Genomic DNA, 25585 nt, shown 5'->3' on the forward strand with positions numbered 1-25585 from the left:
CGGTCCGTTCACCCATCTGACGGCGGCCGCGCGGGAAACTCATCGGTGCCGGGTCAGGCCTCCAGGCCGAGCGTGCGGGCGGCGTGCGCGAGCCACGCGTCCAGGAACCGGCGTTTGCCCACGTCGCCGGGTGTGCGTCCGATCAGGACGTCGAGAATGGGGAAGTAGGTCAGCGACGCGACGAGGACCGCCGCGGTCGCCTCCGGATCCTCGACGCGCGTGATCCCGCGGCCGGCGAGCGCGGTCACCCAGTCGGCGCAGCGGCGGTAGACGGCGGCGACCACGGTGTCCCACATCGGCTCGAACAACTCGGGGAAGACGTCGAACTCCCGGATCATGATCCGGATCAGGTTCCGCTCGCCGTCCATCGTGGCCCACACGACCTCGGCCATCAGCCGCAGCGCCTCGGCTGGTTCGGCGGGAAGCTCCGCCACGGCGTCGTCGCTGCGGCCCGCCACCGTGTCGAGATTGCGGCGGACCGCGTGTTCGAGCAGTGCCCGCTTCGACGGGAAGTGCTTGTAGAGGGCGCCGGAGCCGGGCGCCAGGCCGCACGCCACCTGGATGTCGGCCACCGAGGTGGCGGCGTACCCGCGCTCGGCGAACAGCCGCAGTGCCTCGTCCAGCACCCGCTGCCTGGTCACGCCTGGAGTCGTTCTGGCCATGGTGAAGAAGCGCTCGCTTTCCTCGGGGCACGGCCGACGTTACGCGGTCAGCGGCGGGCGCGGGCGCTCAGGTGGACGATCGCCAGCGTCGCCGCGACCGCGGCACCGAGGGCACCGGCGAACACGAACGTCGTACCGGGGCCGGAGGCGGCGACGATCGGCTGCGCGAGCAGCGGCGAGGCGAACTGGCCGAGGAACAGCACCGAGGTGACCAGGCCGAGCGCCCGGGTCCGGGCGCCCGGATCGACCGAGGCGACCACCCAGCCGTTGAGCGTGGGGTTGCTCAGTCCGACGCCGATACCGGTGATCAGCATCCCGATGGTGGCCGTCCACAGGCTGCCGGCGGTGCCGATGAGCACGAGCCCTGCGGCGTAGGCCGCGAACAGCACGATCGCCAGCGACCGGAAGTCCCACCGGGCCCGCAGGCGCCCGAAGTTCAGGCCGACGATCGTCATGACCAGATTGACCCCGGCGATCATCGCGCCCGTCACCACCGGGCTCGCGTCACCGACCTCGGCCAGCCAGAACGGCCCCTGGGTGGGGATCACGTAGAACGCCACGATGCTGAGCAGGGTCAGCCCGTACAGCCCGAGCAGCCGGGGTGTCCACGGCGTACCGGTCGCGCTCTCGCCGTCGGGATCGGTCCGTGGCGCCGGCGCTTCCGGAACGAACCGCAGCACAAGCAGCAACACGGGGAGCGCCAGCAAGTACACGGCGAACGGTCCACGCCAGTCCAGTTCGGCCAGTGCGCCGCCGAGGAACATGGCGACCACGCCGCCGAACCCCATGGCCGCGCCCTGCAGGCCGAGCACCCTGCCGTGCTCGGCGGGCGGGTGGTGGTCGGCCAGCAGTGCCGTGGCCGTGGTCATGATCGCCGCGATGCCGACGCCGAGCAACGCGCGCCCGGCCAGCAGCGCGGGCAGTGAGTCGAGCAGCAGGCCGGAACCGCCGCCGACGACGTAGAACCCGAGCCCGGCCACGAGCACGCGTACCCGGCCGACCCGCGTGCCCAGGTAACCCAGTAGTGGCGCCACCAGCATGATCGCCAGGCCGGGCAGGGTGAGGACAAGGCGGACCAGCACGTCGGCGTGTGGTTCGCCGGCGAAGTGCCGTTGCATGCCCGGCAACGCCGGGGTGATGGTGGCGCTGGCCATGATGGTCATCGTGCTGACGCCGAGCAGCGTCGCCAGCAGGGCGGTCGGCGTGCGTCGTACCCGCGCGGCGCGTACCTCGGTCGTCTTTGTCATGCATGTGACGCTAGAACCTGGACCAAACTTCAGGTCAAGACTCGATCAGCGTGACGGCCATCGCCATGCGGGCCGGTCCAGCAGGCCGCGTCCGGGTAGGACGGTCGCACCGAACTCCTTCGCGAGCTCGAGCGACGCGACGTCGTCGCCGGCCTCGTCGAGGGCGCGGACCAGCGTGCGGGCATGCGAGACGACGACGAGCTGTGCTCGTTTCGCCGCCGTGGCGATGAGCGCGGCCAGGGCGGGCAGCAGGTCGGGGTGCAGGCTGGTCTCCGGTTCGTTGAGCACCAGCAGTTCCGGCGGCTTCGGGCTGAGCAGTGCCGCCACCCAGAGCAGGTACCGCAACGTGCCGTCGGACAGCTCGGCCGCGCTCAGCGGGCGCAGCAGGCCGTGCTGGTGCAACCGCAGCTCGAACCGGCCGTCGGTGGTGGCCACCTCGATCCGGGAGCGGGGGAACGCGTTGTCGACGGCCTGCGCCAGCGCCTCGGTGTCGCCGAACTCCTCGATCGTGCGCAGTGCCGCCGCCAGGTCGCCGCCGTCGTGGTCCAGCACCGGTGTGCGCGTGCCGATGCGGGACTGGCGGGCCGGGGCGTCGGCGTCGGTGCGGAAGTGGTCGTAGAAGCGCCACGAGCGGATGCGGTCACGCACGATCAGCAGCTCCGGGCAGGCCCTCGGATCCGCCAGCTCGCTGAGCATGCTGTCGGTAAGGCCGATCGGCAGCTGCTCGCTCGCCCAGCCGCCGGTCTCGCCGCGGGTGCGGACCACGGGGCCGGACCGGTCGGCGATCAACGTCGCCGGACGCGGTACCGGACCGTGCCACACGGCTTCCCGCTTGAACTCCGGGTCCAGGTTGAACGCCGTCCGGCCCTGCCGGGGAAGGCCGAGGTCGAGTGCGTAGCCGTACTCGTCGCCCGCGAAGCCGAGCCGTAGCCCCACCGGCTTGCCACGCACGGTGCCCTGCACCGGTGCCGTGCCTTCCCGGACGGCCCGTCCGTGGGTTTCCGGGCCCGCCCACAGGGTCGAGGGCAGCCCGCCCTCGCGGGCCAGCGCGGCGACGGCGCCGTTGCGCGCGGCGTCGGCGAGCAGGCGCAGGGCACGGTAGAGGCTGGACTTGCCGCTGCCGTTGGGCCCGGTCACGACGGTCAGCCGGGACAGCGGCAGCACGAGGTCGCGCAGCGAGCGGTAGTTCTCGACGGCCAGGGTGGTGAGCACACCGCGACGCTAGCGTTCGCCCGCGCGCTGCCAGCCCTCGTGTACCGGGCAGTGCGGGCAGCTGTCCCGGTCGCACAGCCTGCACAGCCTGGCCAGGCACCGCTCGTCACGGGCCTCCGGGCCGAGCAGCGCGCCGGCGATGGCCGCCAGCTGCGCGTGCTGCTCGCTGGTGAGCCGGGCGGCGAGCCGGCGCAGCGCCGACCGCCGTGCCCGCAGCGCCTCGTCCGCCACGGCTTCGCCGGCCGCGGTCAGGTGAAGCGGACGGCTGCGCCCGTCCCGCGCCGTTCCCCGTTCCACCCAGCCCTGCTCGGTCAGCCTGCGCACCAGGTGGGCGGTGCCCGGCTGGGAGACGCGCAGGACGGCCGCGAGCCAGTCGGCAGTTCTGCCGGGCTGGTCCCTGATCGCGATCAGGGCCTCGCCGAGCGCGCCGCCCGCGCCGACCGCCTCGGTCACCGCCTCCCGGACCACCCCGGAGATCAGCAGACCGGCCGCGCCGAGGAGGTTTACCGCTGCCGCCCCGGAGTCATTCATAAGTTATGAATGTACGCCTGGGTGGCCTCGTTGTCGCGTTGAACCTCGCGCAGCTGCCGGTGGCCATGCGGCCGCTGCTGATCAGCCTGGCGGGAGCGCAACTGTTCGGCGGGTTCACGGTGGCGGGCCTGGCCGGCGGGGCGGCGGCCGCCGGGCTGGCCGCGTCGGCACCGTGGTGGGCGCGGGCCCTGCCGCGGCACGGCGACCGCCGGGTGCTCGCCGTCGCCGGGACGGTGTACCTGCTCGCGCAGGTCGCGTTCGCGTTCGCCGCGACACCGGCCTGGTTCGTCGGGCTGGCCGCCGTCACCGGGCTGACGACGCCGCCGGTGGCCAGCAGCGTGCGGACGCTGCTGCGCCGGCTCGCCGAACCGGCCTCGCTGAGCAGGGCGTACACGCTCAACAGCGTGGCGACCGAGGTCGTGTACGTGGCCGGGCCGCTGTGGGTCTCCGCGTGGCTGGGGTTCGCGGGACCGGTCGTGGCGTTGCTGGTCACCGGTGTCACCGGGGCGGTGGCGCTGGCGGCGGGAGCGTGGCTCGCCCCTGCCGGGCGGCCGCACCGGCCCGGCCGGACGGACCGTTCGACCCTGCTGACCCCCGCGGTCGGCACGCTCGCGGGTGCCTACCTGGGGTACTGGGTGTGCATGGGGGCCATGTGGGTCCTGCTGCCCGCGTTCGCGGGACGGGCGGGCGCCCCGGCAGCCGCGGGCGTGCTGGTGGCCGTCTGGTCGGCGGGCAGCGTCGCCGGCGGCGTGGCGGTGGCACTCCTGCCACGCCGGTCGCCCGCCCGGACGCGGTACCTGGTCCTGCTGGGCGTCCTGGCGGCGACCTCGCTGCCGCTGGTCCTGCCCGGCACGGTGCTCAGCATGGGAATCGCCGTCGGTGTCTTCGGGCTCGGCCTGGCCGGCTGGCTGGCCGCGCACGACCAGGTGGTGGCCGAGGCCGGCGGGGAACGGGCCGCCGAGCTGTACGGCTGGTTCGTCACGGTCGGGCAGATCGGCAGCGCGGCCGGCTCCACCGTGGGCGGCTGGCTCGGCGACCGGTTCGGCGGCGGACCCGCGTTCCTGGTGGTCAGCGTCGCGCTCGCGGCCGCGCTGGCGCTGGCGCTCGGCCGCAGGCGGACCCTGCCCGCGGGCCGCGACCGTTTCACCGCCGCGACGGCGGGTAGCCACGGTGCGTCCAGGATCCATGAGCGTGAGGAGTTCTCCATGGCTGACAAGAGCGGCGGTCCTTCCGAGGGCATCAAGGGTGCGGTGGAAGGCGTCAAGGGTTCGGTGAAGGAGGCCGCGGGCGCGTTGTTCGGCAACGACTCGCTGCACCGTGAGGGCGCGGCTCAGCAGGACAAGGCCGAGTCCCAGCGTGAGGTGGCGGAGAAGGAGGCCGCGGCCGAGCGGGCCAGGGCCGAGGCCGCTGCCGACGAGCAGCGGCAGCGCCGCGAGCAGTGAAGTTCGTGCCGTAGCCGGGCGCGGTGCGCGATGATGGGGGAATGCGCCTGCGCACCAGCGTCGTCTGCCTCTGCGTCGTCCTCGCCGCGTCCGCGATCGGGCCTGCCGCGCACGCCGCCCCCGCAGCGGGGACGCCGGTGGCGTCCGGGGCCGCTCCGGAAGCCGGCGAGTTCGGCCCGCTCGCGGACCTGCTCATCGAACGGCTGCGGCTGGCCGACCTGGTCGCCGCCGCGAAGTTCGGCACGGGTCGTCCGATCGACGATCCGGTGCGGGAAGCGGAACTGCTGGCGACCGTCCGCACCGAGGCCGCGGCACTGGGCATCGACGTCGACGCGGCCGTGGCCGTGTTCACCGACCAGATCGCCGCGAGCAAGGTGGTGCAGCGCGGGCTGTTCGAGCGCTGGACCGAGCATCCCGGCGAGGCCCCCGCGCCACCCGACCTCGGCCAGGTCCGCACCGAACTGGACCGGCTGACCCACGCGATCCTCGCCGAGTTGACGGCGACCGAGCGGCTGCGGCACGGCGACCCGCTGTGCCGGGTCCACCTCGTCGTGGCCAGGATCGCCGGGGCCGTCGAACATCGTCTGGACGTTCTGCACCGGCGTGCGCTGGACGTCGCGGTCGGCTCGGTCTGCGTGCCCCGGTAGACGTTTCGGACTCCGTCCGCGCGGGGACCCGCCGACGATGGCGACGACGGCGACCGTGCTGATCACCGCCGCCGGGGTGGCCACCCTCGCCGCGGCTGTCGTGCCACGCATGGTGCGGCAGGTACCGGTGTCGATGCCGATGGTGTTCCTGGCCGCCGGAGCGCTCACCTTCGGCCTAGTCGGCGGGCTCTCGCCGCCGGACCCGGTCCGGTACGCCCCGGTGACCCGGCACCTGGCCGAACTGTGTGTGGTCGTCTCGCTGATGGGCGCCGGGCTGGCGCTCAACCGGCGGGTGGGCCTGCGCCGGTGGTCGACGACCTGGCGGCTGCTGGCCGTCACCATGCCGGTGTCGATGCTCTCCGCCGGCCTGCTCGGCTGGGGTCTCCTCGGGCTGGGCGTGGCCGGTGCGGTGCTGCTGGGCGCGGTGCTCGCGCCGACCGACCCGGTGCTGGCCACCGAGGTACAGGTCGGCGAGCCGGCCACGGACGACACCGGCGACGACGAACCGCGGTTCTCGCTGACTTCCGAGGCGGGACTCAACGACGGCCTGGCATTCCCGTTCGTCCACGCCGCGGTGGCGATCAGCCTGGCGGGTGTGGCGCCGTCGGGCTGGCTCGGCGAGTGGCTGGCGGTCGACGTGCTGTGGCGGCTGGTGGCTGGCGTCGGGCTGGGTGTGCTCGCCGGCCGGTTGTTGCGCAAGCTGTTCTTCTCGGCGTCGTCGGAGAAGTACCGGCTGGCCGGGCACGCCGAGGGCTTTGTCGCACTGGCGGCGACGTTTCTCACCTACGGGGTCACCGAACTGGTGCAGGGATACGGGTTCGTCGCCGTATTCGTCTGCGGGTGCACGCTGCGCGCGGGGGAGCGGCCGCACGATTACCACGTCGTCCTGCACCGGTTCGTCGAGCAGGTCGAACGCCTGCTCACCGTGGTGATCATCTTCCTGCTGGGTGGCGCGGCCGTCACCGGACTGCTGGCCGGGACGACCTGGCGCGAGGTGCTCGTCGCCGTGCTGGTCCTGCTCGTCGTGCGCCCGGTCGCCGGGCTGGCCGGACTGCTGCGGTCGGATCTCGGCCGCCGTGAACGGGCCGTTGTCGCGTTCTTCGGTGTGCGTGGCGTCGGCTCGGTGTTCTACCTGGCCTACGCGCTGGCCGAGGGCCGGTTCGCCGCGGCCGACTCGTTGTGGCGGGTCGTCGGCCTGGTGGTGATCGGCTCGATCCTGGTGCACGGCGTCACCGCGACCCCCGCGATGAAACGTCTCGACCGCGGCTGAAAAGTGCTCACTCGGTGAGCACTTTGACGCGGAGGATGGTCTTCGACAGCGAGTTCGAAGGAGACCCCGATGTTGCGAGGACTGTCCACCGTCAACCTGTTCGCCGACGACCTGACCGCCGCCGTCGACTGGTACGCCGAGCTGCTCGGCGTCCAGCCGTACTTCCGGCGCGAGATCCAGGGAACGACCGCGTACGTCGAGTTCCGCATCGGCGACTTCGAGCACGAACTGGGCCTGATCGACGCCCGGTTCGCGCCCTACCCCCGGCCGGAACCGAAGGGCGGCCCGGTGACCTACTGGCACATCGACGACGTGCACGCGGCATTCGACCGGCTGGTGTCGCTGGGCGCGACGGTGCACGAGAAGGTGACCGAGCGCGGGCCGGGGTTCGTCACGGCGTCGGTGATCGACCCGTTCGGCAACCTGCTCGGCGTGATGTACAACCAGCACTACCTGGAGATCGCCGGGTCGCGGGGAGTGCGGTGACATGGCCGGGATTCTCAGCGTGGCCGACGCGGCGCAGTGGCGGGCCTGGCTCGCCACTGCGGGCCGGTCGGAGACCGAGGTATGGCTGGTCATCCCGCACCGCGACAGCGGCGTCGCCGGGGTCCGGTACGGCGAGGCGATCGAGCAGGCGCTGTGTTTCGGCTGGATCGACAGCCATGCCCGCCGGCACGACAGGCACAGCCTGCGGTTGCGGTTCACCCCGCGACGGCCACGCAGCAGCTGGAGTGCGGTGAACCGCGAACGGGCCGCTCGCATGACCGAGCTCGGCCAGATGACCGAACGTGGACAGGCCGTGATCGACCAGGCCAAGGCGGCAGGCACCTGGGACGCCGCGGCCGGGGGCGGCGGGATGCCCGGTGACCTGCGCGCGGCGCTGGAGGCCGATCCGGCAGCACACGCCAATTTCGAGCGCTTCCCGCCGTCGTCGCGGCGGTTGATCGTGGAGTGGATCGCGACGGCGAAACGGCCGTCGACCCGGCAGCGCCGGATCGCGCGCACGGTGGAACTGGCCGCGGTCAACGTCCGCGCCAACCACCCCGGTGTGCGGATGGCCCGGTGACGTCGGTCAGCGGCTGTCGTTGTCCCGCTCGCGTGCGAACGCCGCGTGTGCCGCGTCGCGGAGGCCGGGATCGAGCAGCACGTCGGCGGCGGTGCGGGCCAGCGCCTCGGTGGCCGCGAGCAACGCCGTGCGGGCCCGCGGACCGGCGGCGGCAGCGGCGAACTCGGGCGTGTGGTCGGAGACGTCCTCGTCGACGATCGCCACCAGCGGGTGAATGGCGGGAACGACCGTGCTGACGTTGCCGATGTCCGACGATCCGACCACGACCTCCGGCCGGGACGGCGCCGGCGGGAGTCCGGCGGCGGCCAGGTGGCGGCCGAAACGTTCGGCGAGCGGGTCGTTGGCGCGGAAATGGTCGTAAGCGGGGCCGTCCCTCACGACCTCGGCGACAGCGCCCACTTCGGCGGCGGCGCGGTGGGCGTGGGCGGTCACCGTCGCGCACAACCCGTCCAGGCCCGCGGTGGTGGGGCTGCGCAGGGCGAGCCGTGCCTCGGCGTAGTCGGGGACGATATTCGTCCTGGTGCCACCGGCGGTGATGATGCCGTGGACGTTGCCGCCGGGCGGCAGCCGGTCGTTCTCCGCCGTGGCTGCCAGGAACGCCCGGAGCAGCGCGTCGAGTGCGTTGACGGCGATGCCGCGATCACCGGTGGGATGACCGGCCTTTCCCCGCATGGTCATGCGTATCTCGGTGAACGCGGTCAGCGTCGCCGAGGTCCAGGTGTGGCCGGCGGGATGGAACATCAACGCCGCGTCGACACCGTCGAACACGCCGCGCTCGGTGAGAATCACCTTGCCGCCACCGCCCTCCTCGGCCGGTGTGCCGACGGCCAGCACGGTCCCGCCAGGTTCCGGCAGTGCGTGTGCCAGCGCCAGCGCCGCCCCCAGGCCCGCGGCGGCGATGAGGTTGTGGCCGCACGCGTGTCCCAGCTCCGGCAGGGCGTCGTACTCCAGTAGCAGCGCCACCGTCGCGGGGCCGCCATCGCCGAACCGGCCGGTGAACGCGGTGTCCAGTCCCGCGACCGGACGGTCGATGGTGAAGCCCGCCGCGCTCAGCTCGGCGGTCAGCCGCCCGGCGGCATAGTGCTCGGCGAAGGCGAGTTCCGGGTTGGCGTGCAGGTCGGTCGCCACGTCCCACAGCCGATCGCCGAGGTCGCGAACCGCCGCCGCGATCCGGGTGTGCACCCCGTTCATGCCGGATCCGGGTAGCAGATCAGTTCGACGAGGTTGCCGTTCGGATCGCGGGTGTACACGCTCGTGCCGTCGCCGCGAGCCCCGGGCTGGGCGACCGGGCCGAATTCGATCGCCGCGCCGTGCTCGGTCAGCTGACGACGGGCCGCGTCGACGTCGCCGCTCCAGACGAAGCACAGGTCGAGCGTCCCTGGCCGGGCCAGTGCCGCCCGCGGTGCCAGGTCACCGTCCGCCGCATGGACGTTGATCTTGAACGAGCCGAAGTGCAGTACCGGGTGTTCGGCGTCGCCCCGCCGCCACTCGGCCAGATCCAGCACCCGTGCGCCGAGCACCGTGACGTACCAGCCGAGCGTCTCGTCGACGTCGTCCGCCACCAGCACGACGTGATCCAGTCCCGTGATTGTCACGGACTCTCCTAATTCGTCGACCAAAATAAGTCCAGGACCGACTCTAGCTCGCTAAAGTCGACCGCTGTGAAGGATTTGGTCGACGAAAGTAAGTCCGCGGCGCCGCTGGGTGCCCTGGGAGCCGCGATCACCCGGGAACTCCGTGACCTGATCCTGTCCGGGGGACTGGAGCCGGAGCGGCGGCTGATCGTCCAGGAGCTCGCCGACCGGTTCGGCACCAGCCGGGGCCCGATCCGCGACTCGCTGCGGCAGTTGCGTGCCGAGGGACTCGTGGTGCCGCACGGCCGCAGGGGTGTCCAGGTCGCCACCCTCACGGCCGCCGAGGCCCGCGAGACCGTGGCGATCCGCCAGGCTGTCGAGCCGGTCGCGGCGGAGTTCGCCCTGCACCGCGGTCCGGACCAGCTCGAACAGTGCCTGGCGGAACGGCTCGGCGCGATGCGCGGCGCCGCGGAGGCCGGCGACTGGAGCGCGCTGGTCACCACCGACATGGAGTTGCACGCCGTCTTCTACGAGCTGTCCGGGGTCGCCCGCCTGCAGCGGTTGTGGGACGGCATGCGCCTGCCTGTCCTGCATACCTTCCGCCTGCACCGGCGGTACTACACCTCGCCGGACCCGCTGCTGGCCGAACACGAGAATCTGCTGGCCCTGGTGCGCATGCGCGACGCCGAACTGGTCGCCACGTTCCTGCGCGGGCACATCGGCGGCTTGGTCGACGATCTCGCCGAGCGGCTGGGCTAGGAATATAAGCACTGTTATATTTCGTCGGTGAAGATCGTCAGCCTGCTCGTCGACGTGGGCCCGTTGCGTTCGGCACCCGCTTTCCGCAGGCTCTGGATCGGCCAGACCTGTTCCGGGCTCGGCGGGCAGATGTCGCTGGTCGCCGTGTTGTTCCAGGTGTGGGAGGCCACGAACAGTCCGGTGTGGACCGGATTCGTCGGTCTAGCGCAGGCGATACCGGTCATCCTGTTCGGTCTGTTCGCCGGGACGGTGATCGACCGGGTGGACCGCCGGTCGTTCTACCTGGTCATGGTGATCGGCCAGGCGGCGTGCGCGGTGTTGCTGGCGGTGCAGGGATTCACCGGCGGCGTACCGGTCGTCGTGGTGCTACTGCTGGTGGCGGCGCAGTCCAGTTTCGGGGCGGGCGCCGGCCCGGCGGCGCGGACGTTCCTGCCGCGCCTGCTGCCGGAGACCCGGCTTGCGGCGGGGCTCGCACTGAACCGGATCTCGTTCCAGGGCGCGATGCTGGCCGGGCCCGCGCTCGGAGGTGTCGTCCTGGGTGCCTGGGGTGCCGGTGTCTGCTACCTGATCGACGCCGTCCTGTTCGGCCTGGCGTTCTACGGGGCGTTCGGTCTGCCGCCGATGCGGCCGGACGGTGACCCGGCCCGGCCCGGGCTGCGCGGGGTGGCGGACGGCCTGACGTTCCTCGTCCGCACCCCGGTCGTCCGCGGCGCATTGCTCACCGACCTGGCCGCCACCGTCTTCGCGATGCCGATGAGCCTGTTTCCGCTGGTCAACGCCGAACGGTTCGGTGGTGACCCGCGCACGCTCGGCCTGTTCCTCTCCGCGGTCGCGGTGGGCGGGGTGGCGGCGTCGGTTCTGTCCGGGACGTTCACCCGGCAGCCGCGCACGGGCTGGGTCGTGCTGGCGGCCTCGGCCACCTGGGGCGTCGCGCTGGCCCTGTTCGGCATCGCGCCCGACGCGTGGACAGGACTCGCGCTGCTGGTGGTCGCCGGGGCGGCCGACACGGTGGCGGTCGTGTCGCGCAGCACCATCGTGCAACTCGCGACGCCGGACGGTATGCGTGGCCGGGTGATGGCGGCGGAGCAGATCATCGGCCAGGCCGGACCCGAGCTGGGCAACCTGCGAGGCGGTCTGGTCGCGGGTGCGACGTCGGGTGCCGTCGCGTTGTCCAGTGGGGGCCTGCTGGCCGTCGCCGGGGTGGTGCTGGTCGGTGCGGCGACCCCGGGCCTGCGGCGGTTCTCGGTGCGGGCCCGGGGTCGAGACGCCTGATCGGTCAGCCGAAGCGCTCGATCAGGTCGGTGATCAGCAGGAACAGGAACAGCGCCGAAGCCGCGCCGAGCAGCCCGTTGGACAGCCAGCGGGAGCGGCCGTCCCGTTCGACCCGCTTCGAGTTCAGTAGCAGCATCAGAGTGATGGCGAGGAACGGCATGAACACCGAGCCCAGCACGCCGTACACCAGGGTCAGCCCGAACGGGCGGTCCAGGAACAGCAGGATCATCGGCGGGAACGTCAGCCAGAGCAGGTAACCCCGGAACGGAAGCGACCGCTCGGCCGCGGTGGCCTTGTAGGCGGCGCCGCGCTTGCCGTCGGATTCCCCTGGCACCACGGCGGTCTCCAGTTCCGCGCGGCGTCCGTGCGGCAGCCGGATGGTGCGGGTCCAGTCGGCGAACAGCAGGCTCACGCCGTTCCACACCCCCAGCAGCGACGTCGTCGTGACCGCGAGGAAGCCGACCAGGAACAGGATCCGCGCCCACTGGCCGTACCGGTCGCCGAGTGCGTTGCCGAGCACCAGCAGGCCGCTGTCGGACTGGGTGAGCTTCTGTCCGAACAGGATGGTCGACCCGACGATCAGCATGGCCACTACGAAAATGCCGGTCATGATGTAGCCGACGGCGTTGTCCAGCCGCATCATCGACAGCCAGCCGGTGCCCTTCCAGCCCTTGGCGAACATCCAGTAGCCGTACGCGGCCATGGTGATCGTGCCGCCCACGCCGCCGATCAGGCCGAGTACGTACACCGTCGACCCCTCGGGCAGCCGGAACGTCAGGCCGGTGAGCAGGTCACCGAGGTCGGGCGCGACCAGGAAGGCCACCGAGACCACCGAGGCGAACTTGATCAGGACCAGGACGGTCATGAACTTCTCGAACAGGTGATAGCGCTGGATCCACACCAGCACCAGGCCGACGACGCCGGCGATCATGGCCCATTCGCGCACGGCGAGCCCGCCGAACAGCGCGTTGAGCGGCAGCCCGACGGCCGACATGGCCGTCGCGCCGTAGACGAAGCCCCACACCACGATGTAGAGACCGAAGAACCCGGTCGCCCAGCGGCCGAGCCTGCGCCAGCCGTCGAGCAGGGTCGTGCCCGAAGCCAAGTGCCAGCGGCCGACACCCTCACCGAGGGCCAGCTTGAGGACCGTGCCGATGATCGCCGCCCAGAGCAGCAGCATGCCGTACTGCGCTCCGGCCACCATGGTGGCGACGAGGTCGCCCGCGCCGACGCCGGTCGCCGCGGCCAGCAAGCCCGGCCCCAGCCCGCGGAATCGCGCCTTGCCCGTCGGTGGTGTGGCCTGCGGGTCCTTCGTCGTGGCAGACGTTTCCATCGCTCCTGCTCCTCGTTGCGCCGGAGATGTGTGCCGACACCGTAGGAACGCTGTGCGGCCCGTCACGCCGGTCTTCACCGGTTCTTAGGACTGTCTTCGTAACGGATGGGACTCGGCGGCGCTACTCAGCCCCCGAGCCGGTAGCCGAACCCCCGGACAGTGGTCAGCAGGCCCGGCCGGCCGAGCTTTCCCCGCAAGGCCACCAGGTGTGCGTCAAGTGACCGGGACACCGACGGGCCGGACTGCCCCCACACCTCCTCCAGCAGGGTCTGCCTGCTGACGGCGCGGCCCGCCCGGCGGGCCAGTGCGGCGAGGATGCCGTATTCCTTGCCGGTCAGGTTCACCTCGGTGCTGCCCGCAGTGACCCGTTCGGCGGCCAGGTCGATCCGGATGTCGCCGACATCCACGATGCCCGGTTCCGCCCGGGCGGGCGAGCGCCGGGCGACCGCGTCGATGCGGGCAAGCAGTTCGCGCAGCCGGACCGGTTTGACCAGGTAGTCGTCGGCGCCCAGGCGCAGGGCGCGCACGATGTCGCGCTCGGCCGAGCGGGCCGTCACTACCAGCACCGGAACGTCGGACGAGCGGCGGATGTCGCGCAGCAGGGTCAGCCCGTCACCGTCGGGCAGGCTGAGGTCGAGCAGCACGAGGTCGGCTTCCCTGCGCAGCGCGGCGGCCTCGGCCGCCTGCCGGGCCCGCACGGCGCCGTGTCCCGCCGACACCAGGGCGTCGGTGACCGCCGCGGCCACCCCGTCGTCGTCCTCGACGACCAGCACGTGCATCCGGACAGTGTCGCACCCGCGGTCACTCGTCGTCGGTGTCGTCGTCGTCAGGCGGCGGGGCCTGGCGGCGGGCAAGCACGATCAGCAGCACGATGATGGCGACCGGGCCGGTGAAGAGCATGATCTCGTCCCAGCCGCCTTGGTGCATCCGCACCACGTGCACGTGTCACGCTCCCGAGACCAGGTAGATGCCGACGGCCGTGTAGCCGACCATCAGGGCCAGTACCGGGTACTGGCCCGCCTTGACATGGTCCCTCCGCAGCACGCCGAGCGCACGGTCGTGGGCGGATACGACACCCAGCACGTGGCCGGCGACGATCCCGGCGATCTGCACGGCGGCGATCACCGCGACGGGTACCGCGGTGTAGTCGACCGCCGTACCGGCCGTCCCGAACAGGTCCCAGCCGAGGCCGAACGGGTCGGTCGCCAGCAGCACCCCCTGCTGGCCCTCGAAGGCAGCGAACGAGAAGTAGTGCGCCACCGTGTATCCGACCATGATCGGGACGAGCGAGTGGGCGAACTCGCGGTAGGGCTCGGTTCCCCGGCGCAGGAACGGCCGGGTGAGCCGGATCGCGCCCGCGTAGGCGCCGGAGACCAGGCCGATCGCCGCGGCCAGGCCGGCCGTGGCCAGCAGCGCCGAGGCCACACCGCCCAGCTCCCTGGTGGTATCGGTCCACACCGGAAGGCGGGTGAGGCCGTCGAACGCCGTCGATCCCAGGACCACCAGCACGAACGGCGTCAGTCCCCGCGCGCGGTCGACGGTGAGCAGGCCGTCGAGCGGATTGCGCAGCACCAGCCTGCCGTCGTCGCGCCTGCCGATCGGTGACAGCGCCGCGACGAGTCCGAAGTAGACCTCGAAGGTGTCGGCGCGGTCGAACCAGGCGGGCCCGTACACGACCCCGGCCACGAGGTGCACGAGGGCGTAGACGGTCACGAACACCGCGACGGCACGTGGCGCGTCGGAGTGCGGGAAGGCCAGTTCCAGCCAGAGGAACGCCAGCATTCCCGCGGTGGCCGGCCGGTAACCGATCCGTGCGGGCAGTGGGCGGTTCGCGCGCGAACGGACCATCGACGCGAGCGTGCGCAGCGGATTGGCCATTCGCCACACCGGTCCCAGCACCAGCGAGAGGGCGACCAGGCCGACCCAGAACCAGGCGTAGAACCACGCCGGTGCGGGATTGTCGGCCGAGGACGCCGGGCCACCCCAGGCGACGGCGAGGAACCCGGCGAGGGCCAGGACGCCGAGCACTCGCACCGCCGTCCGGACCACGGGGGAGTCCGCGGCCCGGGTGACGGCAGCGGGCAGCGGTACGCCGCCCTGGCGACCACGCAGCCGCGGCTTCGTCCACAGCACGACCAGTGCCGCGAACGACACCAGTACGGCAGCGGCCCCGGCGTAGAGGGCCAGCCACAGCGGGACCGGCAGATCCGAGCGGCCGCCGAGCCCGTGGGCCAGGTACGTGCCGGTCACCGCGGTTCCTGCACCCGCAGCTGTGTCAACGGTCCGCTGGCGTGCATCTCGACCTCGAAGACGCCTGGTACGTCGGCGGTGAAGGTCAGCGCCGCCGGTGCGCCGGGGCCACACTGTGCGGCCTTGTCGTAGCCGTGGACGTGTAGTTCGTCGTCGGCGTCGCAGGTGACCTCGATGCGTACCGGCGAGCCGACGGTGACCTCGATCCGGTCGGGCCCCTCGGTGCGGTGGCCCCCTGCCATCGCGAACCTGTGTGCCGACGTTTCGGTGGGCGGCGCCGGTTGCGCCGTCTCACCGGAGCCGCAGGCGGCGGCAACGAGTGCCGGCACGATCCACAGGAGACGGGCTGACCTGCTCACGATGGGTCCTCCAGAGGTCTTGGTGCGACCGAAGGTAACATGCTAACCTCGGTAACTGTTACTAAAGGTAACACATAGATCATCGTCCGGAAGGCGCCGGAAGTGACACTCGGGACGTTCGCGCAGCAGCCCAGTCCGCCCGCGGGTGGAGCGGAGATCGGTCAGATCGCCATCGCGGGGTTGATGTTCTTCGCCGTGTTCCTGCCGTTGGCGTTGTTCGTGCTCCGCGAGCGTGCCGGGCACCGTACGGTGGTCGGCCGGTTCGCCGACCAGGTCGCCGAATGGACCGGGCTGCCGCGCTGGGCGGCGCTGCCGATGGGGGTCGCCGGCCTGTCCGGACTGTCCGCCCTGGTCGGCGTCTACTGGGACGTGCCCATCCACATGGAACTGGGGCGTGACGAGGGACCGCTGGCCAACCCGTCGCACTACCCGATCTACTTCGGACTGATGGGAATCTTCGCCAGTGGCGTGCTCAGCGCTGGGCTGGCGAAAGGCAGGCTGCCGGCCCGTACCTTCCCGATCGGCCCGTACTGGCGGGTTCCGATGGGCAGCGTCCAGATGATGGCCACCGGACTGGTCGGCGTGGCCGGGTTCCCCCTGGACGACGTGTGGCACCGGCTGTTCGGCCAGGACGTCACGGAATGGGGTCCGACGCACGTGCTGATGATCGGCGGCGGCATCGGCGTGGTGATCGGGTTGCAGCTGTTGCTCGCCGAAGCCCGCCAGGTCGGCGCGAACGGTCCGCTCGTGCGGATCCTCGGTCCGGTGCTCGCCGGGGCGTGGATGATGGGCGCATCGGCGTTCCTGATGGAGTTCGACCTCGGTGTACCGCAGTTCCCGATGCTGGCGCAGGTGGTGCTGGTCGGGCTGATCGCGGGCTGGACCCTGCTCTACGGCCGGCTCGCCTGGGGGCCGGGCGGCACGCTGATCGTGCTGGCGATCTTCCTCGCCTCCCGGCTGCTGTTCGCTGTCATTCCGTTCGCCGCAGACCTGCACGTCGCGTCCCTGCTGCCCTACGTCGCCGAGGCCGTGGTGATCGAGGTGGTGGTGCTCGTCGCCGGGCGTGCCGGCGTGCTGCGGAGCGCGGTTCTGGCCGGAATCGGCGTAGGTACCGCCGGTCTGCTCGGCGAGTGGGCGCTGTCGCGGTGGCTGTCGCCCGACCCGTGGCCCGCCGGGCAGCTCGGGTTGTTCCTGTTGTTCGGTACCGCGGCCGCGGTGGCCGGCTGCCTGATCGGGGCCTGGCAGTACCAGCGAGTCGAGGACATCGCCACCGGTCCGGTCGAGCGCCGTCCCGGCGGGTTCCGGCTGCGTCACGCCGGCGGCGTAGTGGGGGCGCTGGGTGCGGTCGCGCTGTTGTCCGCGGTGGTGGTCCCGCAGGATCCGCCCGCCGGCCTGGCCGCCGACGTGACGTTGACCGAGTCCGCGAACGGGCTGCCGGTGTCCAACCCGCACGGTGGCGGCCAGCCGCGCTGGGTCGACGCGACCGTCCGCATCAGCGACCCCGAACTGGCGGAGTCGGCGATCTGGCTCAACGGCTTCTCGTGGCAGGGTGGCGACTTCTTCAGTGCGCCGCTGGTGCCGCTCGGCGAAGGGCGCTACCGGACGGCCGAGCCGTTGCCGGTGTACGGCGCCTGGAAGACCGGGATCAGGCTGCACACCGCGAACCGGATGCTGGCGCTCGCGCCGGTGTACGCCCCGGACGACCCGGCGGCGGGCGCGCCGGCCATCGAGGCGGCGTCGGGCCCCCGGCCGTTCATGTCGGAGATCGAGTTCCTCCAGCGCGAGCGCAAGAGCGAGACTCCCGCTGTGCTGTGGACCGTCGCCTACGTCACGGTCGGCCTGATCTTCGCCGCGATGTGGTTGTTGTTCGCCTGGCTCTACACCGCGGCTTCGGTGGTCCCGGCAGGGAGGGTCCGCACGGCGTCAGCCGCGGCGAACGAGTAACTGCTTGAGCGTCGCGGCGAGGGCTGTGCGGCCCTCGCCGTCCAGGGGCTCGAGGAAGTCGCGGTCGACCGTGAGCACCGCGTCGAGTGCCTGCTTGGCGAGGCGCTCACCTTTCGCCGTCAGGTGGACGATGACGCCACGGCGGTCGTGCCGGTCGGTGGTCCGGCGGATGTGGCCGGCGTTTTCCAGGCGGTCCAGTCGTGACGTCATCGCGCCGGTGGTGATCAGGGACGCCTTGGCCAGGTCCCCGGCGTGCACGCCGCCGCGGGGACCCCGGCGGCGCAGGGTGTTGAGCACGTCGAAGTCCCCGTAACTCAGGTGCAGCGGCCGCAGCGCCGCGACGATGTCCCGCTGCAGTTGCCCCGCGGCGATGAGCAGTCGCCCGACGACCTCCAGCGGTGTGACGTCCCGTCCGGGTTCCCGCACGGTCCACTCCCGGACCATCCGGTCCACGGCATCCTCCGACACTCGCCAGACACTACCTCGCGGCGAACGGAATAACCGGCTCGGCTCGCCAGTTAGCTTGGTATCAAGTTAATGCCAAGCTGATCGTGGAGGTTGAGATGCGCAACGAGGAGACGCTGGACGGAGCCTTCCTTTTCCTTCGGCCGGGTGCTCCCGCTGACGGCTCGGATCGCCAGGTGCTCGAGCGGACCGGTAGCCGTACCGTGCTCGTGTGGGTGCCCGACGCCGCGGCTGCCGCGGCCGTGGCCGGTCAACTCGTGGCCGACGGGATCAGGCTGATCGAGCTGTACCGCGGATTCGACCTGGCCTCGGCGGCGCCGGTCATCGAAGCTGTCGCCGGGCGGGTACCGGTCGGCGTGGCCGGGTACGGCCCCGCGGTGAAGGAGAAGGCGTCACCGCGCCGAACGGTCACCATTTACGACGAGCCGGGATCGGATCCGGCGGGAACCCAGCGACTCGTCCGTGATCACGGGGCCGAGGGCAGCACCACCGTCGTCGGTGCGCCGGACCCGGATTCGGCGGCTCGTGTCGCTGCCGAACTCGTCGACGGCGGTGCCGAACTGATCGAGATCTGCGGCGGTACCTCACTGATCACCGCGGCTCGGGTCGCCGCGGAGGTCGGAGACCGGGTGCCGGTCAGTCTCGTCAGCTGGCCGTTCGACTCGATCGAGGGTGCGGCCGCGTACAAGGCGGCTTTCTAGGGCGTCGGCAGGCGACGTGGTGACCTCGTCATGGCCGCCGTCGATGAGCAAGCGGCACGGACGGCGGCCAGCGCCTCGTCGACGTGCTCGGCGTGGGTGCGATGGCTGAGTACGCACAGCCGGATGTGGAACCGGCCGCCGATCGTCGTGCTGGTGAGGAACACCCGGCCGTCCCGGCGGATCGCGTCGAAGACGGCGCGAGTGGCGGTGTCACCCGCGGCACAGCGGAAGGCCACGGTGGACAGGCTCGGGTGCCATGGCACGTCGATGCCGGGCATCGCCCCCAGTTCGCGGTAGGTGTGCTCGGCGAGGTCCAGCTTCTCGTCGAGGGCGTCCCGGAACGCCTGCACGCCGTGCAGCCGCAGCGGTAGCCACAGCCGGAGACCGCGATGCTCCCGGGTCAGCTCGACGCCGTGGTCGGCGTAGTCGGGCAGCCCGGTGCCGTCCCCGAGATCCTGCAGGTACGGTGCGTCGTGCCGATGGGCGGCGACCAGCGTCGCCGTGTCGCGGACCAGCAGCGTGCCCAGGCCGTAGGGCAGGAACAGGCCCTTGTGCGGATCCAGGACGATCGAATCGGCCAGTTCGACGCCCGCCAGGCGTTCACGCCCGCGTTCGGTGAGCTGGAACGCGCCGCCGTAGGCGCCGTCGACGTGGAACCACAGGTTCTCCCGGCGGGCCAGCGCAGCCAGGTCCGTCAGCGGATCGACGGCGCCGGTGTCGGTGGTACCCGCTGTTCCGGCGAGCAGGAACGGCTGTCGCCCTGCCCGCCGGTCGGCGGCGATCATCCGGGCTGCCGCGTCCGGGTCCATTCGTAGCCGGTCATCCACCGGCACGACGCGGACGCAGTCGCGGGGAAGCCCGGCTACTCTCGCGGCTTTCGCGACGCACAGGTGCGTGTGGCCGCTGACGTAGAGCGTCGCGCCGCGGGATTCGTCGCCGAGGTGGTGTTCGCGCGCCGCGACGACGGCCGACAGCGTGGCCGCGGATCCGCCCGTGGTGAGCAGGCCGCCGGCGGTCGAGGGCAAGGCGAACTCCGTGGTCAGCCAGTCGAGGACGCTCTGCTCGATGGCGACCAGGCCGGGGGCGAGGTCGGCCACCGTCGCGTATCTGTTGAGTACCTGGGTGAGCAGGGCGGCGACCGCCGAGCTGACCAGCCCGCCCGCCGGGATGTAGCCGAGGTAGCGCGGCCCGGCGGTCTCCACACCGCTTTCGGCGGCGCGCAGGGCGGTGGCCAGCACCTCGGCAAGTGGTTGCGCTTCGCCGGTGATCGCGACGTCCTGGGTGAACGACCGGGGATCGTGGGCGGGCCGGGCGCCGAGTGATTCGAGGAAGTCCACCGCGGCGTCGAGGACCGCGGAGCCGAGTGAGCGCAGTTCGGCGGGTGACGATTCGAGCGGTAACACCTGGCCGAACGTAGGCGAACTCAACCGAGCGGTCTTGTACGTTCTTGCGCCGCTCGCTGGTAGCGGCCTGGTGTCGTTCCCACCATCCTGCGGAAGTGTCGTGTCAGGTGGGCCTGGTCGACGAATCCCACCTCGGTGGCGACGTCGGGCAGTGGGTGGCCGCGCTCGATGAGCCGCCGGGCGAGCCCAACCCGGTACTGGTTGAGGTAGGCATGTGGTGGCATGCCATAGCGATGCCGGAACGCACGCAACACCGAGTACTGACTCACGCCGAATCTGGAAGCCAGTTCGGCGAGTCCAGGAGGGTCGCGGAACTGGTCCAACAGCAACTGCTGCGCCTCCTGAGCCAAGCCCGGTCCAGCCTCGGGGTCGGTGTACGGCGTCGCGTGTTCCGCGAACAGTCGCCGAAGGACGATCGTGAGATCGTCCGCGTCCGCGTTCGGCAGTGCTCGCAATTGGCGGGCCAGCCGCGGGTCGTTCACGATTCTCGAGGTGAACACCGGTTGTGCGCCCAGCAGCGAACGTACCAGCCAGACCGGCGGATACAGCGCGACGTAGGACCAGCCGTACTCGTCCACTGACCGTCCGGTGTGGACGATCTCGGGGTTGATCAGCACGATCGCGCCAGCGCCTGCGTACTCGGTGTCGCGGCCGTACCGCAGCTCCTCTCTGCCGCTGTCCAGTACACCGATCGTGTAGGTGTCGTGTGCGTGCCTGCTGAACTCGTGGTGCAGGAACCGCGCGTGCAGCATCGCCAAGCCACTCATCGCCTGGTGCCAGTTGTAGTGCGCGAACTCCTCCATGTCGTCAGGTTACGTGTTGCCGACGGCTACGAGCTGATCGCCGCGGCGATCGATCCGGCCGTCCAGTTGCCGCGAGCCCCGGGACGGTGCGCGAGATGTTCGGCGGTATCGGCGACCGTCCAGCCGTGGGTGTCACGAAGCCCGATGGCGAGCATGCGCAGGTACGCGGCCGAGGGCGGTACAGGTTCGACGTCAGCCGCTGACCAAGGCGCGGTGAAGGTGAGTAACGGGTAGCCGTCGACGTTTCCCAGGTACTGCAGCGTTTCGTACCGTCCGGGGCCCAGTTGGTCCCTGCCGTTGGTCAACACCGCCCGCAGGTCGACGTCGGCGCCGGGATCGCGATACATCTCCTGAGCGGCGACGTCCGCGAACTGGCCGGCGGTGATCAGGTAGGCGGTGGCCGGTGTGGTCTCGGGAAGCGCCACGTCGAGGAACGCGCGCCCGCCGTTCCAGACGGGGGAGTAGGTGGCGAAGTAGACCCCACCGGGAATCGAGCACGGGCGTATCCGGGTGGGTGCGGTGCGGTTGCGGCAACCGGGGTAGATCCGCTGGGCCCCAGGCGGGGTGCCGCCCGACAAGTAGCAGTCGAAACGGCGACGAGCCATGTTGGAGCCGTAGCTGACGTACCAGACCCACTCGGGCTGCCTCGCCGCATCGTCCATCACCCACCCATTGTCCATCGGGCGCCGTGGCTGTTCTGGTGGGAACGGCCGGCTATCCGGTATGGTCCGCGAATCTTCCACGTCGAAGGGCGCGGCGATGACGAGTGAACGCGACGAAGCGACGAACTCGGTGGCGGACCGTTTCCCGGCGCGGGTGCTGGCGCGCCCGAAGGTCGCACAGCTACCTGAGCCGCCGACATCGACCTGGCGAATCATCGGGCCGGGCGTCGTCGCCGCGGGTGTCGGGCTCGCCTCCGGTGAGTTCATCCTGTTTCCGTACATCGCCTCACAGGTCGGCCTGGTTTTCGTCTGGGCCGCACTGGTCGGCGTGGTGACGCAGTACTTCCTCAACATGGAGATCGAGCGGTACACCCTGGCGACGGGGGAGACCGCTCTCACCGGGTTCAGCCGGTACTGGCGGCACTGGGGTCTGGTGTTCGCCGTTCTGACGATTCTGGCCAACCTGTGGCCGGGCTGGGTGACGAGCTCGGCCACCTTGGTGACCTACCTCTGGGGCGGAAGCGTCACCTGGATCGCCGTCGGCATGCTGGTGGCCATCGGGTTGATTCTCACTCTCGCGCCCATTGTCTATGTCGCGCTCGAACGCGTCGAGATGCTCAAGGTCGCCGCCGTTGTCGTCCTGCTGGGGGTCGGTGCGTTCGTGGCGATCTCGGCAGACGCGTGGAACGACCTGCCGACGATCATTACCGATGCTGGATTGCCCGCGGAGGAGCTGGGTTTCGCCCTGCTGCTGGGTGCCCTTGCGTTCGCCGGCGCGGGTGGCGGGCAGAACCTCGTGCAGAGCAACTGGATCCGTGACAAGGGCTTCGGCATGGGGCGGTACGTACCCAGGATCGCGAGCCCCGTCACCGGAAAGCCGGAGGCCGCACCGAGTACGGGGTTCGTCTTCGAGCCGACAGAGGAGAACTTGACCCGATGGCGAGCGTGGTGGCGCTTCGCCAACAGGGAACAGCTGTACACGTTTGTGCTGATCACGTTCGTGTCCATCCTTTTCACCTCATTACTTGCCTATTCAACGGTGTTCGGCCGCGATGACCTGCCCAACGGCATCGGTTTTCTTCGAATCGAGGGCGAGCAGCTGGCGGCGACCGTTGGTGGTTGGTTCGGCACCTTGTTCTGGCTTGTGGGAGCTGTTTCGCTCTTCGCAGCTGCTCTCGGAATTGTGGACTACACCGCGCGGCTGGTCGCGGACGTGATCAAGACGTCCTACGCCCGGCGAGTCAAGGAATCCACTCTGTATTTCCTCCTGGTGTGGCTCCTGATCCTGGTCGGTTGCGTGATCCTGCTCGCTGGATTCGGGCAGCCGTTGGTTTTGCTCGTCATTTCAGCATCGGTTGGCGGCATGATGATGTTCGTCTACTCGGCCTTGCTGATGGTGCTCAACCGCCGAACCCTGCCGAAGCAGATACGTATCGGCTCCGGCAGGATGGTGGCGCTGGCGTGGTCCTTCCTGCTCTTCGGTGTGCTCAGCGTGCTCACTGTCATCGATCAAGGTGCCAAGCTCTTCGGCGGATGACGGTGGGAGTGTAGGTCCTGCGGGGAGTTTTGCGCCCGTGGCGGCGCCCCGTCCCGTGTCATGTCGTCAACGCTACTCGTGCGACTCGTCGGGGTCAAAACCGCAATCGTCGAAGAATGCGAACGGTCCGTTCGCGTAAGTGGCTTTCGTGAATGGCCCATTCGCGCGGAACGGGCGACGAATCTGTCGTCGGAGGGGTTATGTTGAAATCATGGGCACAAGAGCGGATCCCATGGAATCAATGGACATGTACCAAGAGGAGGTCGTGCATGTACTGGAAGGTCGGGCGTCGACGCTGCTCGAACGGGCCAGTGCTGGGCTCGCGGAGAAGTACTCGCGGCGCGCCGCTGTGCGACTGCTCGCTGCCGTGGACGCGCAGCTGGCGAAGTTGGAGGCGGTAAGGGCTGACGCCCTCGCCATGTTCGGTGACCTGTGTGGAAGCGAGCGGGATGGTGCGGCGGAACTTGCCCTGGTGCTGGCGATAACTGAGAACCAGGCCACCCGCGAACTCTCGCATGCGCGATCGCTGCGTTCACGCCTGCCCAAGGTCATGGGACTGATGCGGGCAGGAAAGGTGCGCTTCTACACCGCGGGCAAGGTGTGTGAGGCGACCTCCTGGCTGTCCGAATCGGCAGTCCGTGAGGTCGATGCGGTGCTCGAAAGCCGGTTAGTTGGAAAGAACCCATTGAGTGCCCGCCGTGCTGCGTGCTACGCCGCAGCCAAAGCCGACCCTGAAGGGCTTGCCCGGCGTACGCGAAAGCGCCGCGAGCAGCGGGCCGTGCACCTCGTGCACAACGGCGCCGGCGTGGCCGACCTGTTGTTGGTGGACGCACCGGTGGAGCGTGCCGTCGCTGCGTATACGCGTATCGACAACATGGCGAAGGCGCTGAAGACCAAGGATGAACCACGGAAACTGGACCAGCTCCGCAGCGATGTCGCGCTTGACCTGCTGCTAACCGGAACAGGCGGTACGCCACCGAAGGCTGAGGTCTATGTCTACCTCGACTACCTCACCTTGGCGAAGCTCAACGACAATCCAGCCGACCTGGCTGGGCACGGCCCCATCTCGGCGAGCCTTGCCCGTGACCTGGTCGCCACACCCGGTGCCGTCCTGCGTCGCATCATCACCGAGCCTGCGACCGGGCAGCCGATCGAACTCGGCCGGCGCCGATATCGACCGACGGCTACCGTTGACGAGTTTCTTCGCATCCGCGACCGCGAGTGCCGGCATCCCGGCTGTCATCGGCCAGCTCACTTCGCGGAGCTGGACCACAACAAGCCGTGGAGCCGAGGCGGGACGACCGACGTGGCTCAGCTTCACGGGTACTGCAAACGACATCACCGGATCAAGCACACCCCGGGATGGAAACACGTGGCCGAGAACGGAGACGTGGTCATCACGACTCCGGGCGGAAGCCGGCACGTGAGTCGGCTGGTGCCGCTCCATGAGCCACGAGCCGCCGCACCTCCGTGACGGAAGGTCATGAGAACCACATTGCGTGATGGGCGGCGGCTGAGCTCTCCGGCGGTGCGCGACCCATGCGCAGCGTGAGGCGCAGTAACGACGATAACAGAGTCATGTTATCAGGTGTGTTATCGTTGGTAACATCATGTCGGTTGCGACGATAAGGAGAGTTCATGACCCGGGTAGCGATCGTCACCGGTGGTTCTCGTGGCATTGGCAGGCAGAGTGTCGAGCGGCTCGTGGAGGACGGCTTCGCCGTCGTCGTCGGCTACGGCGGAAACGCCAAGGAAGCACACGATGTGGTCGAAACCCTCACCGCCGGTGGCGGTCAGGCGATCGCGGTTCAGGCCGATGTTGGCGATGAGGTCGCCGTCAAGGTCCTGTTCGACACGGCTGAGAGCGCGTTCGGGGGTATCGACGTTGTTGTGCACGCAGCCGGCGTCATGCACCTGGCGCCACTGGCTGAACTCGCCCTCGACGCGATGGATCGCATGCACCGCACGAACATTCGTGGCACGTTCGTCGTCGACCAGCAGGCGGCTCGCCGGGTCCGAACGGGCGGCGCCATCATCAACTTCTCGTCGTCGGTACTGGGGCTGGGGATGCCTGGTTACGCGGCTTACGCCGCGTCGAAGGGAGCGGTGGAGGCGATAACGTTGATTCTCGCCAGGGAGCTGCGTGGCCGGGACATCACGGTCAACGCAGTCGCGCCCGGGCCGACGGCAACTGCCCTGTTCCTCGACGGCAAGGACGAGGAGACGGTCGCCCGGCTGGCAGGTCAGGCTCCGCTGGAGCGGCTCGGCAGGCCGGAGGACATCGCCGAGGTCGTCTCGTTCCTCGCCGGGCCCGCGCGCTGGGTCAACGGTCAGGTGCTGCGCGCCAACGGTGGAATCGTCTAAGCAGGAAGGAATCGGTGCGAGTTGCTAGCGGGAACGGTCGGGCGGACGTGCTAGAGCCTCGAACCGCTCGTTCTAAACTCAG

General features: G+C 70.4%; 27 protein-coding genes. 12 read left to right on the plus strand and 15 right to left on the minus strand.

Annotation, left to right across the window (positions count from 1 at the left end):
• Nucleotides 1-53 precede the first annotated feature (53 nt).
• From EWH70_RS19515 to EWH70_RS19530, 4 genes are all read right to left on the minus strand, one after another.
• Nucleotides 54-641: a TetR/AcrR family transcriptional regulator gene (locus EWH70_RS19515; protein WP_240687078.1), complete on the minus strand. Its 588-nt coding sequence runs from the start codon at nucleotides 639-641 to the stop codon at nucleotides 54-56.
• Between the two features lie 68 nt (nucleotides 642-709).
• Nucleotides 710-1909, minus strand: a complete 1200-nt coding sequence (locus EWH70_RS19520) for an MFS transporter (protein WP_130476876.1) — start codon at nucleotides 1907-1909, stop codon at nucleotides 710-712.
• A gap of 45 nt (nucleotides 1910-1954) precedes the next feature.
• Nucleotides 1955-3121 (minus strand): AAA family ATPase, encoded by a 1167-nt coding sequence (locus EWH70_RS19525; protein WP_130476877.1) that lies wholly within the window; start codon nucleotides 3119-3121, stop codon nucleotides 1955-1957.
• A gap of 9 nt (nucleotides 3122-3130) precedes the next feature.
• Nucleotides 3131-3652 carry a MarR family winged helix-turn-helix transcriptional regulator gene (locus tag EWH70_RS19530; protein WP_130476878.1) on the minus strand — a complete coding sequence of 174 codons (522 nt, stop codon included), beginning with the start codon at nucleotides 3650-3652 and terminating at the stop codon, nucleotides 3131-3133.
• 5 nt (nucleotides 3653-3657) lie between these two features.
• Here EWH70_RS19530 and mbp1 point away from each other — a divergent pair, with 5 nt between their 5' ends.
• From mbp1 to EWH70_RS19555, 5 genes are all read left to right on the plus strand, one after another.
• A complete protein-coding gene (gene mbp1 / locus EWH70_RS36615) occupies nucleotides 3658-5094 on the plus strand; it encodes a microaggregate-binding protein 1 (RefSeq protein ID WP_130476879.1) in 1437 nt (478 codons plus the stop codon).
• Between the two features lie 41 nt (nucleotides 5095-5135).
• Nucleotides 5136-5741, plus strand: a complete 606-nt coding sequence (gene aroQ, locus EWH70_RS19540) for a gamma subclass chorismate mutase AroQ (RefSeq protein ID WP_130476880.1) — start codon at nucleotides 5136-5138, stop codon at nucleotides 5739-5741.
• 37 nt (nucleotides 5742-5778) lie between these two features.
• Nucleotides 5779-7011, plus strand: coding sequence for a cation:proton antiporter (locus EWH70_RS19545; RefSeq protein ID WP_130476881.1), 1233 nt, complete (start codon nucleotides 5779-5781; stop codon nucleotides 7009-7011).
• Between the two features lie 69 nt (nucleotides 7012-7080).
• Nucleotides 7081-7497 carry a VOC family protein gene (locus tag EWH70_RS19550; protein ID WP_130476882.1) on the plus strand — a complete coding sequence of 139 codons (417 nt, stop codon included), beginning with the start codon at nucleotides 7081-7083 and terminating at the stop codon, nucleotides 7495-7497.
• A gap of 1 nt (nucleotide 7498) precedes the next feature.
• Nucleotides 7499-8077 carry a YdeI/OmpD-associated family protein gene (locus EWH70_RS19555; RefSeq protein ID WP_130476883.1) on the plus strand — a complete coding sequence of 193 codons (579 nt, stop codon included), beginning with the start codon at nucleotides 7499-7501 and terminating at the stop codon, nucleotides 8075-8077.
• A gap of 6 nt (nucleotides 8078-8083) precedes the next feature.
• Here EWH70_RS19555 and EWH70_RS19560 read toward each other — a convergent pair whose 3' ends face one another.
• Both EWH70_RS19560 and EWH70_RS19565 read right to left on the minus strand, forming a co-directional pair.
• The gene (locus EWH70_RS19560) at nucleotides 8084-9268 is read right to left on the minus strand and encodes an amidohydrolase (protein WP_130476884.1); all 1185 of its coding nucleotides are present in this window, start codon (nucleotides 9266-9268) and stop codon (nucleotides 8084-8086) included.
• Nucleotides 9265-9672, minus strand: a complete 408-nt coding sequence (locus EWH70_RS19565; protein ID WP_165436336.1) for a VOC family protein — start codon at nucleotides 9670-9672, stop codon at nucleotides 9265-9267. The genes EWH70_RS19560 and EWH70_RS19565 overlap by 4 nt, the downstream gene beginning before the upstream one ends.
• Before the next feature lie 66 nt (nucleotides 9673-9738).
• On the opposite strand from EWH70_RS19565, the gene EWH70_RS19570 reads away from it, so the two are divergent.
• Together EWH70_RS19570 and EWH70_RS19575 are read left to right on the plus strand one after the other, a co-directional pair.
• A complete protein-coding gene (locus tag EWH70_RS19570; RefSeq protein WP_130476886.1) occupies nucleotides 9739-10410 on the plus strand; it encodes a GntR family transcriptional regulator in 672 nt (223 codons plus the stop codon).
• A gap of 27 nt (nucleotides 10411-10437) precedes the next feature.
• The gene (locus EWH70_RS19575; protein WP_165436337.1) at nucleotides 10438-11682 is read left to right on the plus strand and encodes an MFS transporter; all 1245 of its coding nucleotides are present in this window, start codon (nucleotides 10438-10440) and stop codon (nucleotides 11680-11682) included.
• Between the two features lie 4 nt (nucleotides 11683-11686).
• On the opposite strand, the gene EWH70_RS19580 is transcribed toward EWH70_RS19575, so the two are convergent.
• The 5 genes from EWH70_RS19580 to EWH70_RS19595 all read right to left on the minus strand — a co-directional run bounded on the left by EWH70_RS19580 (nucleotide 11687) and on the right by EWH70_RS19595 (nucleotide 15624).
• The gene (locus EWH70_RS19580; protein WP_130476887.1) at nucleotides 11687-13015 is read right to left on the minus strand and encodes an Nramp family divalent metal transporter; all 1329 of its coding nucleotides are present in this window, start codon (nucleotides 13013-13015) and stop codon (nucleotides 11687-11689) included.
• 125 nt (nucleotides 13016-13140) lie between these two features.
• Nucleotides 13141-13794 (minus strand): response regulator transcription factor, encoded by a 654-nt coding sequence (locus EWH70_RS19585; RefSeq protein ID WP_130476888.1) that lies wholly within the window; start codon nucleotides 13792-13794, stop codon nucleotides 13141-13143.
• A 22-nt stretch (nucleotides 13795-13816) separates the two neighbouring features.
• The gene (locus EWH70_RS36515) at nucleotides 13817-13948 is read right to left on the minus strand and encodes a hypothetical protein (protein WP_276320566.1); all 132 of its coding nucleotides are present in this window, start codon (nucleotides 13946-13948) and stop codon (nucleotides 13817-13819) included.
• 12 nt (nucleotides 13949-13960) lie between these two features.
• Nucleotides 13961-15265: a hypothetical protein gene (locus EWH70_RS19590; RefSeq protein ID WP_240687079.1), complete on the minus strand. Its 1305-nt coding sequence runs from the start codon at nucleotides 15263-15265 to the stop codon at nucleotides 13961-13963.
• Nucleotides 15262-15624 (minus strand): cupredoxin domain-containing protein, encoded by a 363-nt coding sequence (locus EWH70_RS19595; RefSeq protein WP_240687080.1) that lies wholly within the window; start codon nucleotides 15622-15624, stop codon nucleotides 15262-15264. Before EWH70_RS19595 ends, EWH70_RS19590 begins: the two co-directional genes overlap by 4 nt.
• Nucleotides 15625-15726: 102 nt before the next feature.
• On the opposite strand from EWH70_RS19595, the gene EWH70_RS19600 reads away from it, so the two are divergent.
• Complete coding sequence (locus EWH70_RS19600; RefSeq protein ID WP_130476889.1) at nucleotides 15727-17568, plus strand: hypothetical protein; 1842 nt, start codon at nucleotides 15727-15729, stop codon at nucleotides 17566-17568.
• On the opposite strand, the gene EWH70_RS19605 is transcribed toward EWH70_RS19600, so the two are convergent.
• On the minus strand, nucleotides 17548-18036 hold the full coding sequence (locus EWH70_RS19605) for a MarR family winged helix-turn-helix transcriptional regulator (protein ID WP_130476890.1): 489 nt from the start codon (nucleotides 18034-18036) through the stop codon (nucleotides 17548-17550). The genes EWH70_RS19600 and EWH70_RS19605 overlap by 21 nt on opposite strands.
• Before the next feature lie 95 nt (nucleotides 18037-18131).
• Between EWH70_RS19605 and EWH70_RS19610 the strand changes: the two genes are divergently transcribed.
• Nucleotides 18132-18734 carry a DUF6506 family protein gene (locus EWH70_RS19610; protein ID WP_130476891.1) on the plus strand — a complete coding sequence of 201 codons (603 nt, stop codon included), beginning with the start codon at nucleotides 18132-18134 and terminating at the stop codon, nucleotides 18732-18734.
• Here the strand turns inward: EWH70_RS19610 and EWH70_RS19615 are convergent.
• Genes EWH70_RS19615 through EWH70_RS19625 form a run of 3 tightly spaced genes read right to left on the minus strand, consistent with a single transcriptional unit; the run spans nucleotide 18731 to nucleotide 21602 of the window.
• On the minus strand, nucleotides 18731-20137 hold the full coding sequence (locus tag EWH70_RS19615) for a pyridoxal phosphate-dependent decarboxylase family protein (protein ID WP_130476892.1): 1407 nt from the start codon (nucleotides 20135-20137) through the stop codon (nucleotides 18731-18733). The two genes, EWH70_RS19610 and EWH70_RS19615, sit on opposite strands and share 4 nt — an antisense overlap.
• Before the next feature lie 20 nt (nucleotides 20138-20157).
• Nucleotides 20158-20940, minus strand: coding sequence for an AraC family transcriptional regulator (locus EWH70_RS19620; protein WP_130476893.1), 783 nt, complete (start codon nucleotides 20938-20940; stop codon nucleotides 20158-20160).
• A gap of 26 nt (nucleotides 20941-20966) precedes the next feature.
• Nucleotides 20967-21602 (minus strand): histone deacetylase, encoded by a 636-nt coding sequence (locus EWH70_RS19625; protein ID WP_240687092.1) that lies wholly within the window; start codon nucleotides 21600-21602, stop codon nucleotides 20967-20969.
• A gap of 97 nt (nucleotides 21603-21699) precedes the next feature.
• Between EWH70_RS19625 and EWH70_RS19630 the strand changes: the two genes are divergently transcribed.
• The 3 genes from EWH70_RS19630 (at nucleotide 21700) to EWH70_RS19640 (ending at nucleotide 25503) form a co-directional block, all read left to right on the plus strand.
• Nucleotides 21700-23139, plus strand: coding sequence for an Nramp family divalent metal transporter (locus tag EWH70_RS19630; RefSeq protein ID WP_130476895.1), 1440 nt, complete (start codon nucleotides 21700-21702; stop codon nucleotides 23137-23139).
• A gap of 211 nt (nucleotides 23140-23350) precedes the next feature.
• Complete coding sequence (locus EWH70_RS19635; protein ID WP_240687081.1) at nucleotides 23351-24613, plus strand: HNH endonuclease signature motif containing protein; 1263 nt, start codon at nucleotides 23351-23353, stop codon at nucleotides 24611-24613.
• Between the two features lie 164 nt (nucleotides 24614-24777).
• On the plus strand, nucleotides 24778-25503 hold the full coding sequence (locus EWH70_RS19640; protein WP_130476896.1) for an SDR family oxidoreductase: 726 nt from the start codon (nucleotides 24778-24780) through the stop codon (nucleotides 25501-25503).
• Nucleotides 25504-25585: the final 82 nt, after the last annotated feature.

Source organism: Amycolatopsis suaedae, from assembly GCF_004214935.1.
GTDB lineage: Bacteria > Actinomycetota > Actinomycetes > Mycobacteriales > Pseudonocardiaceae > Amycolatopsis > Amycolatopsis suaedae.

Coding starts and splice junctions, on each gene's coding strand:
- EWH70_RS19530 (WP_130476878.1), bottom strand. CDS start 3,652: ATGAATGACTCCGGGGCGGCAGCGGTAAACCTCCTCGGCGCGGCCGGT.
- EWH70_RS19550 (WP_130476882.1), top strand. CDS start 7,081: ATGTTGCGAGGACTGTCCACCGTCAACCTGTTCGCCGACGACCTGACC.
- aroQ (WP_130476880.1), top strand. CDS start 5,136: ATGCGCCTGCGCACCAGCGTCGTCTGCCTCTGCGTCGTCCTCGCCGCG.
- EWH70_RS19585 (WP_130476888.1), bottom strand. CDS start 13,794: ATGCACGTGCTGGTCGTCGAGGACGACGACGGGGTGGCCGCGGCGGTC.
- EWH70_RS19555 (WP_130476883.1), top strand. CDS start 7,499: ATGGCCGGGATTCTCAGCGTGGCCGACGCGGCGCAGTGGCGGGCCTGG.
- EWH70_RS19630 (WP_130476895.1), top strand. CDS start 21,700: ATGACGAGTGAACGCGACGAAGCGACGAACTCGGTGGCGGACCGTTTC.
- EWH70_RS19560 (WP_130476884.1), bottom strand. CDS start 9,268: ATGAACGGGGTGCACACCCGGATCGCGGCGGCGGTTCGCGACCTCGGC.
- EWH70_RS19640 (WP_130476896.1), top strand. CDS start 24,778: ATGACCCGGGTAGCGATCGTCACCGGTGGTTCTCGTGGCATTGGCAGG.
- EWH70_RS19520 (WP_130476876.1), bottom strand. CDS start 1,909: ATGACAAAGACGACCGAGGTACGCGCCGCGCGGGTACGACGCACGCCG.
- EWH70_RS19635 (WP_240687081.1), top strand. CDS start 23,351: ATGGGCACAAGAGCGGATCCCATGGAATCAATGGACATGTACCAAGAG.
- EWH70_RS19545 (WP_130476881.1), top strand. CDS start 5,779: ATGGCGACGACGGCGACCGTGCTGATCACCGCCGCCGGGGTGGCCACC.
- EWH70_RS19610 (WP_130476891.1), top strand. CDS start 18,132: ATGCGCAACGAGGAGACGCTGGACGGAGCCTTCCTTTTCCTTCGGCCG.
- mbp1 (WP_130476879.1), top strand. CDS start 3,658: ATGAATGTACGCCTGGGTGGCCTCGTTGTCGCGTTGAACCTCGCGCAG.
- EWH70_RS19620 (WP_130476893.1), bottom strand. CDS start 20,940: ATGGAGGAGTTCGCGCACTACAACTGGCACCAGGCGATGAGTGGCTTG.
- EWH70_RS19625 (WP_240687092.1), bottom strand. CDS start 21,602: ATGGACGATGCGGCGAGGCAGCCCGAGTGGGTCTGGTACGTCAGCTAC.
- EWH70_RS19580 (WP_130476887.1), bottom strand. CDS start 13,015: ATGGAAACGTCTGCCACGACGAAGGACCCGCAGGCCACACCACCGACG.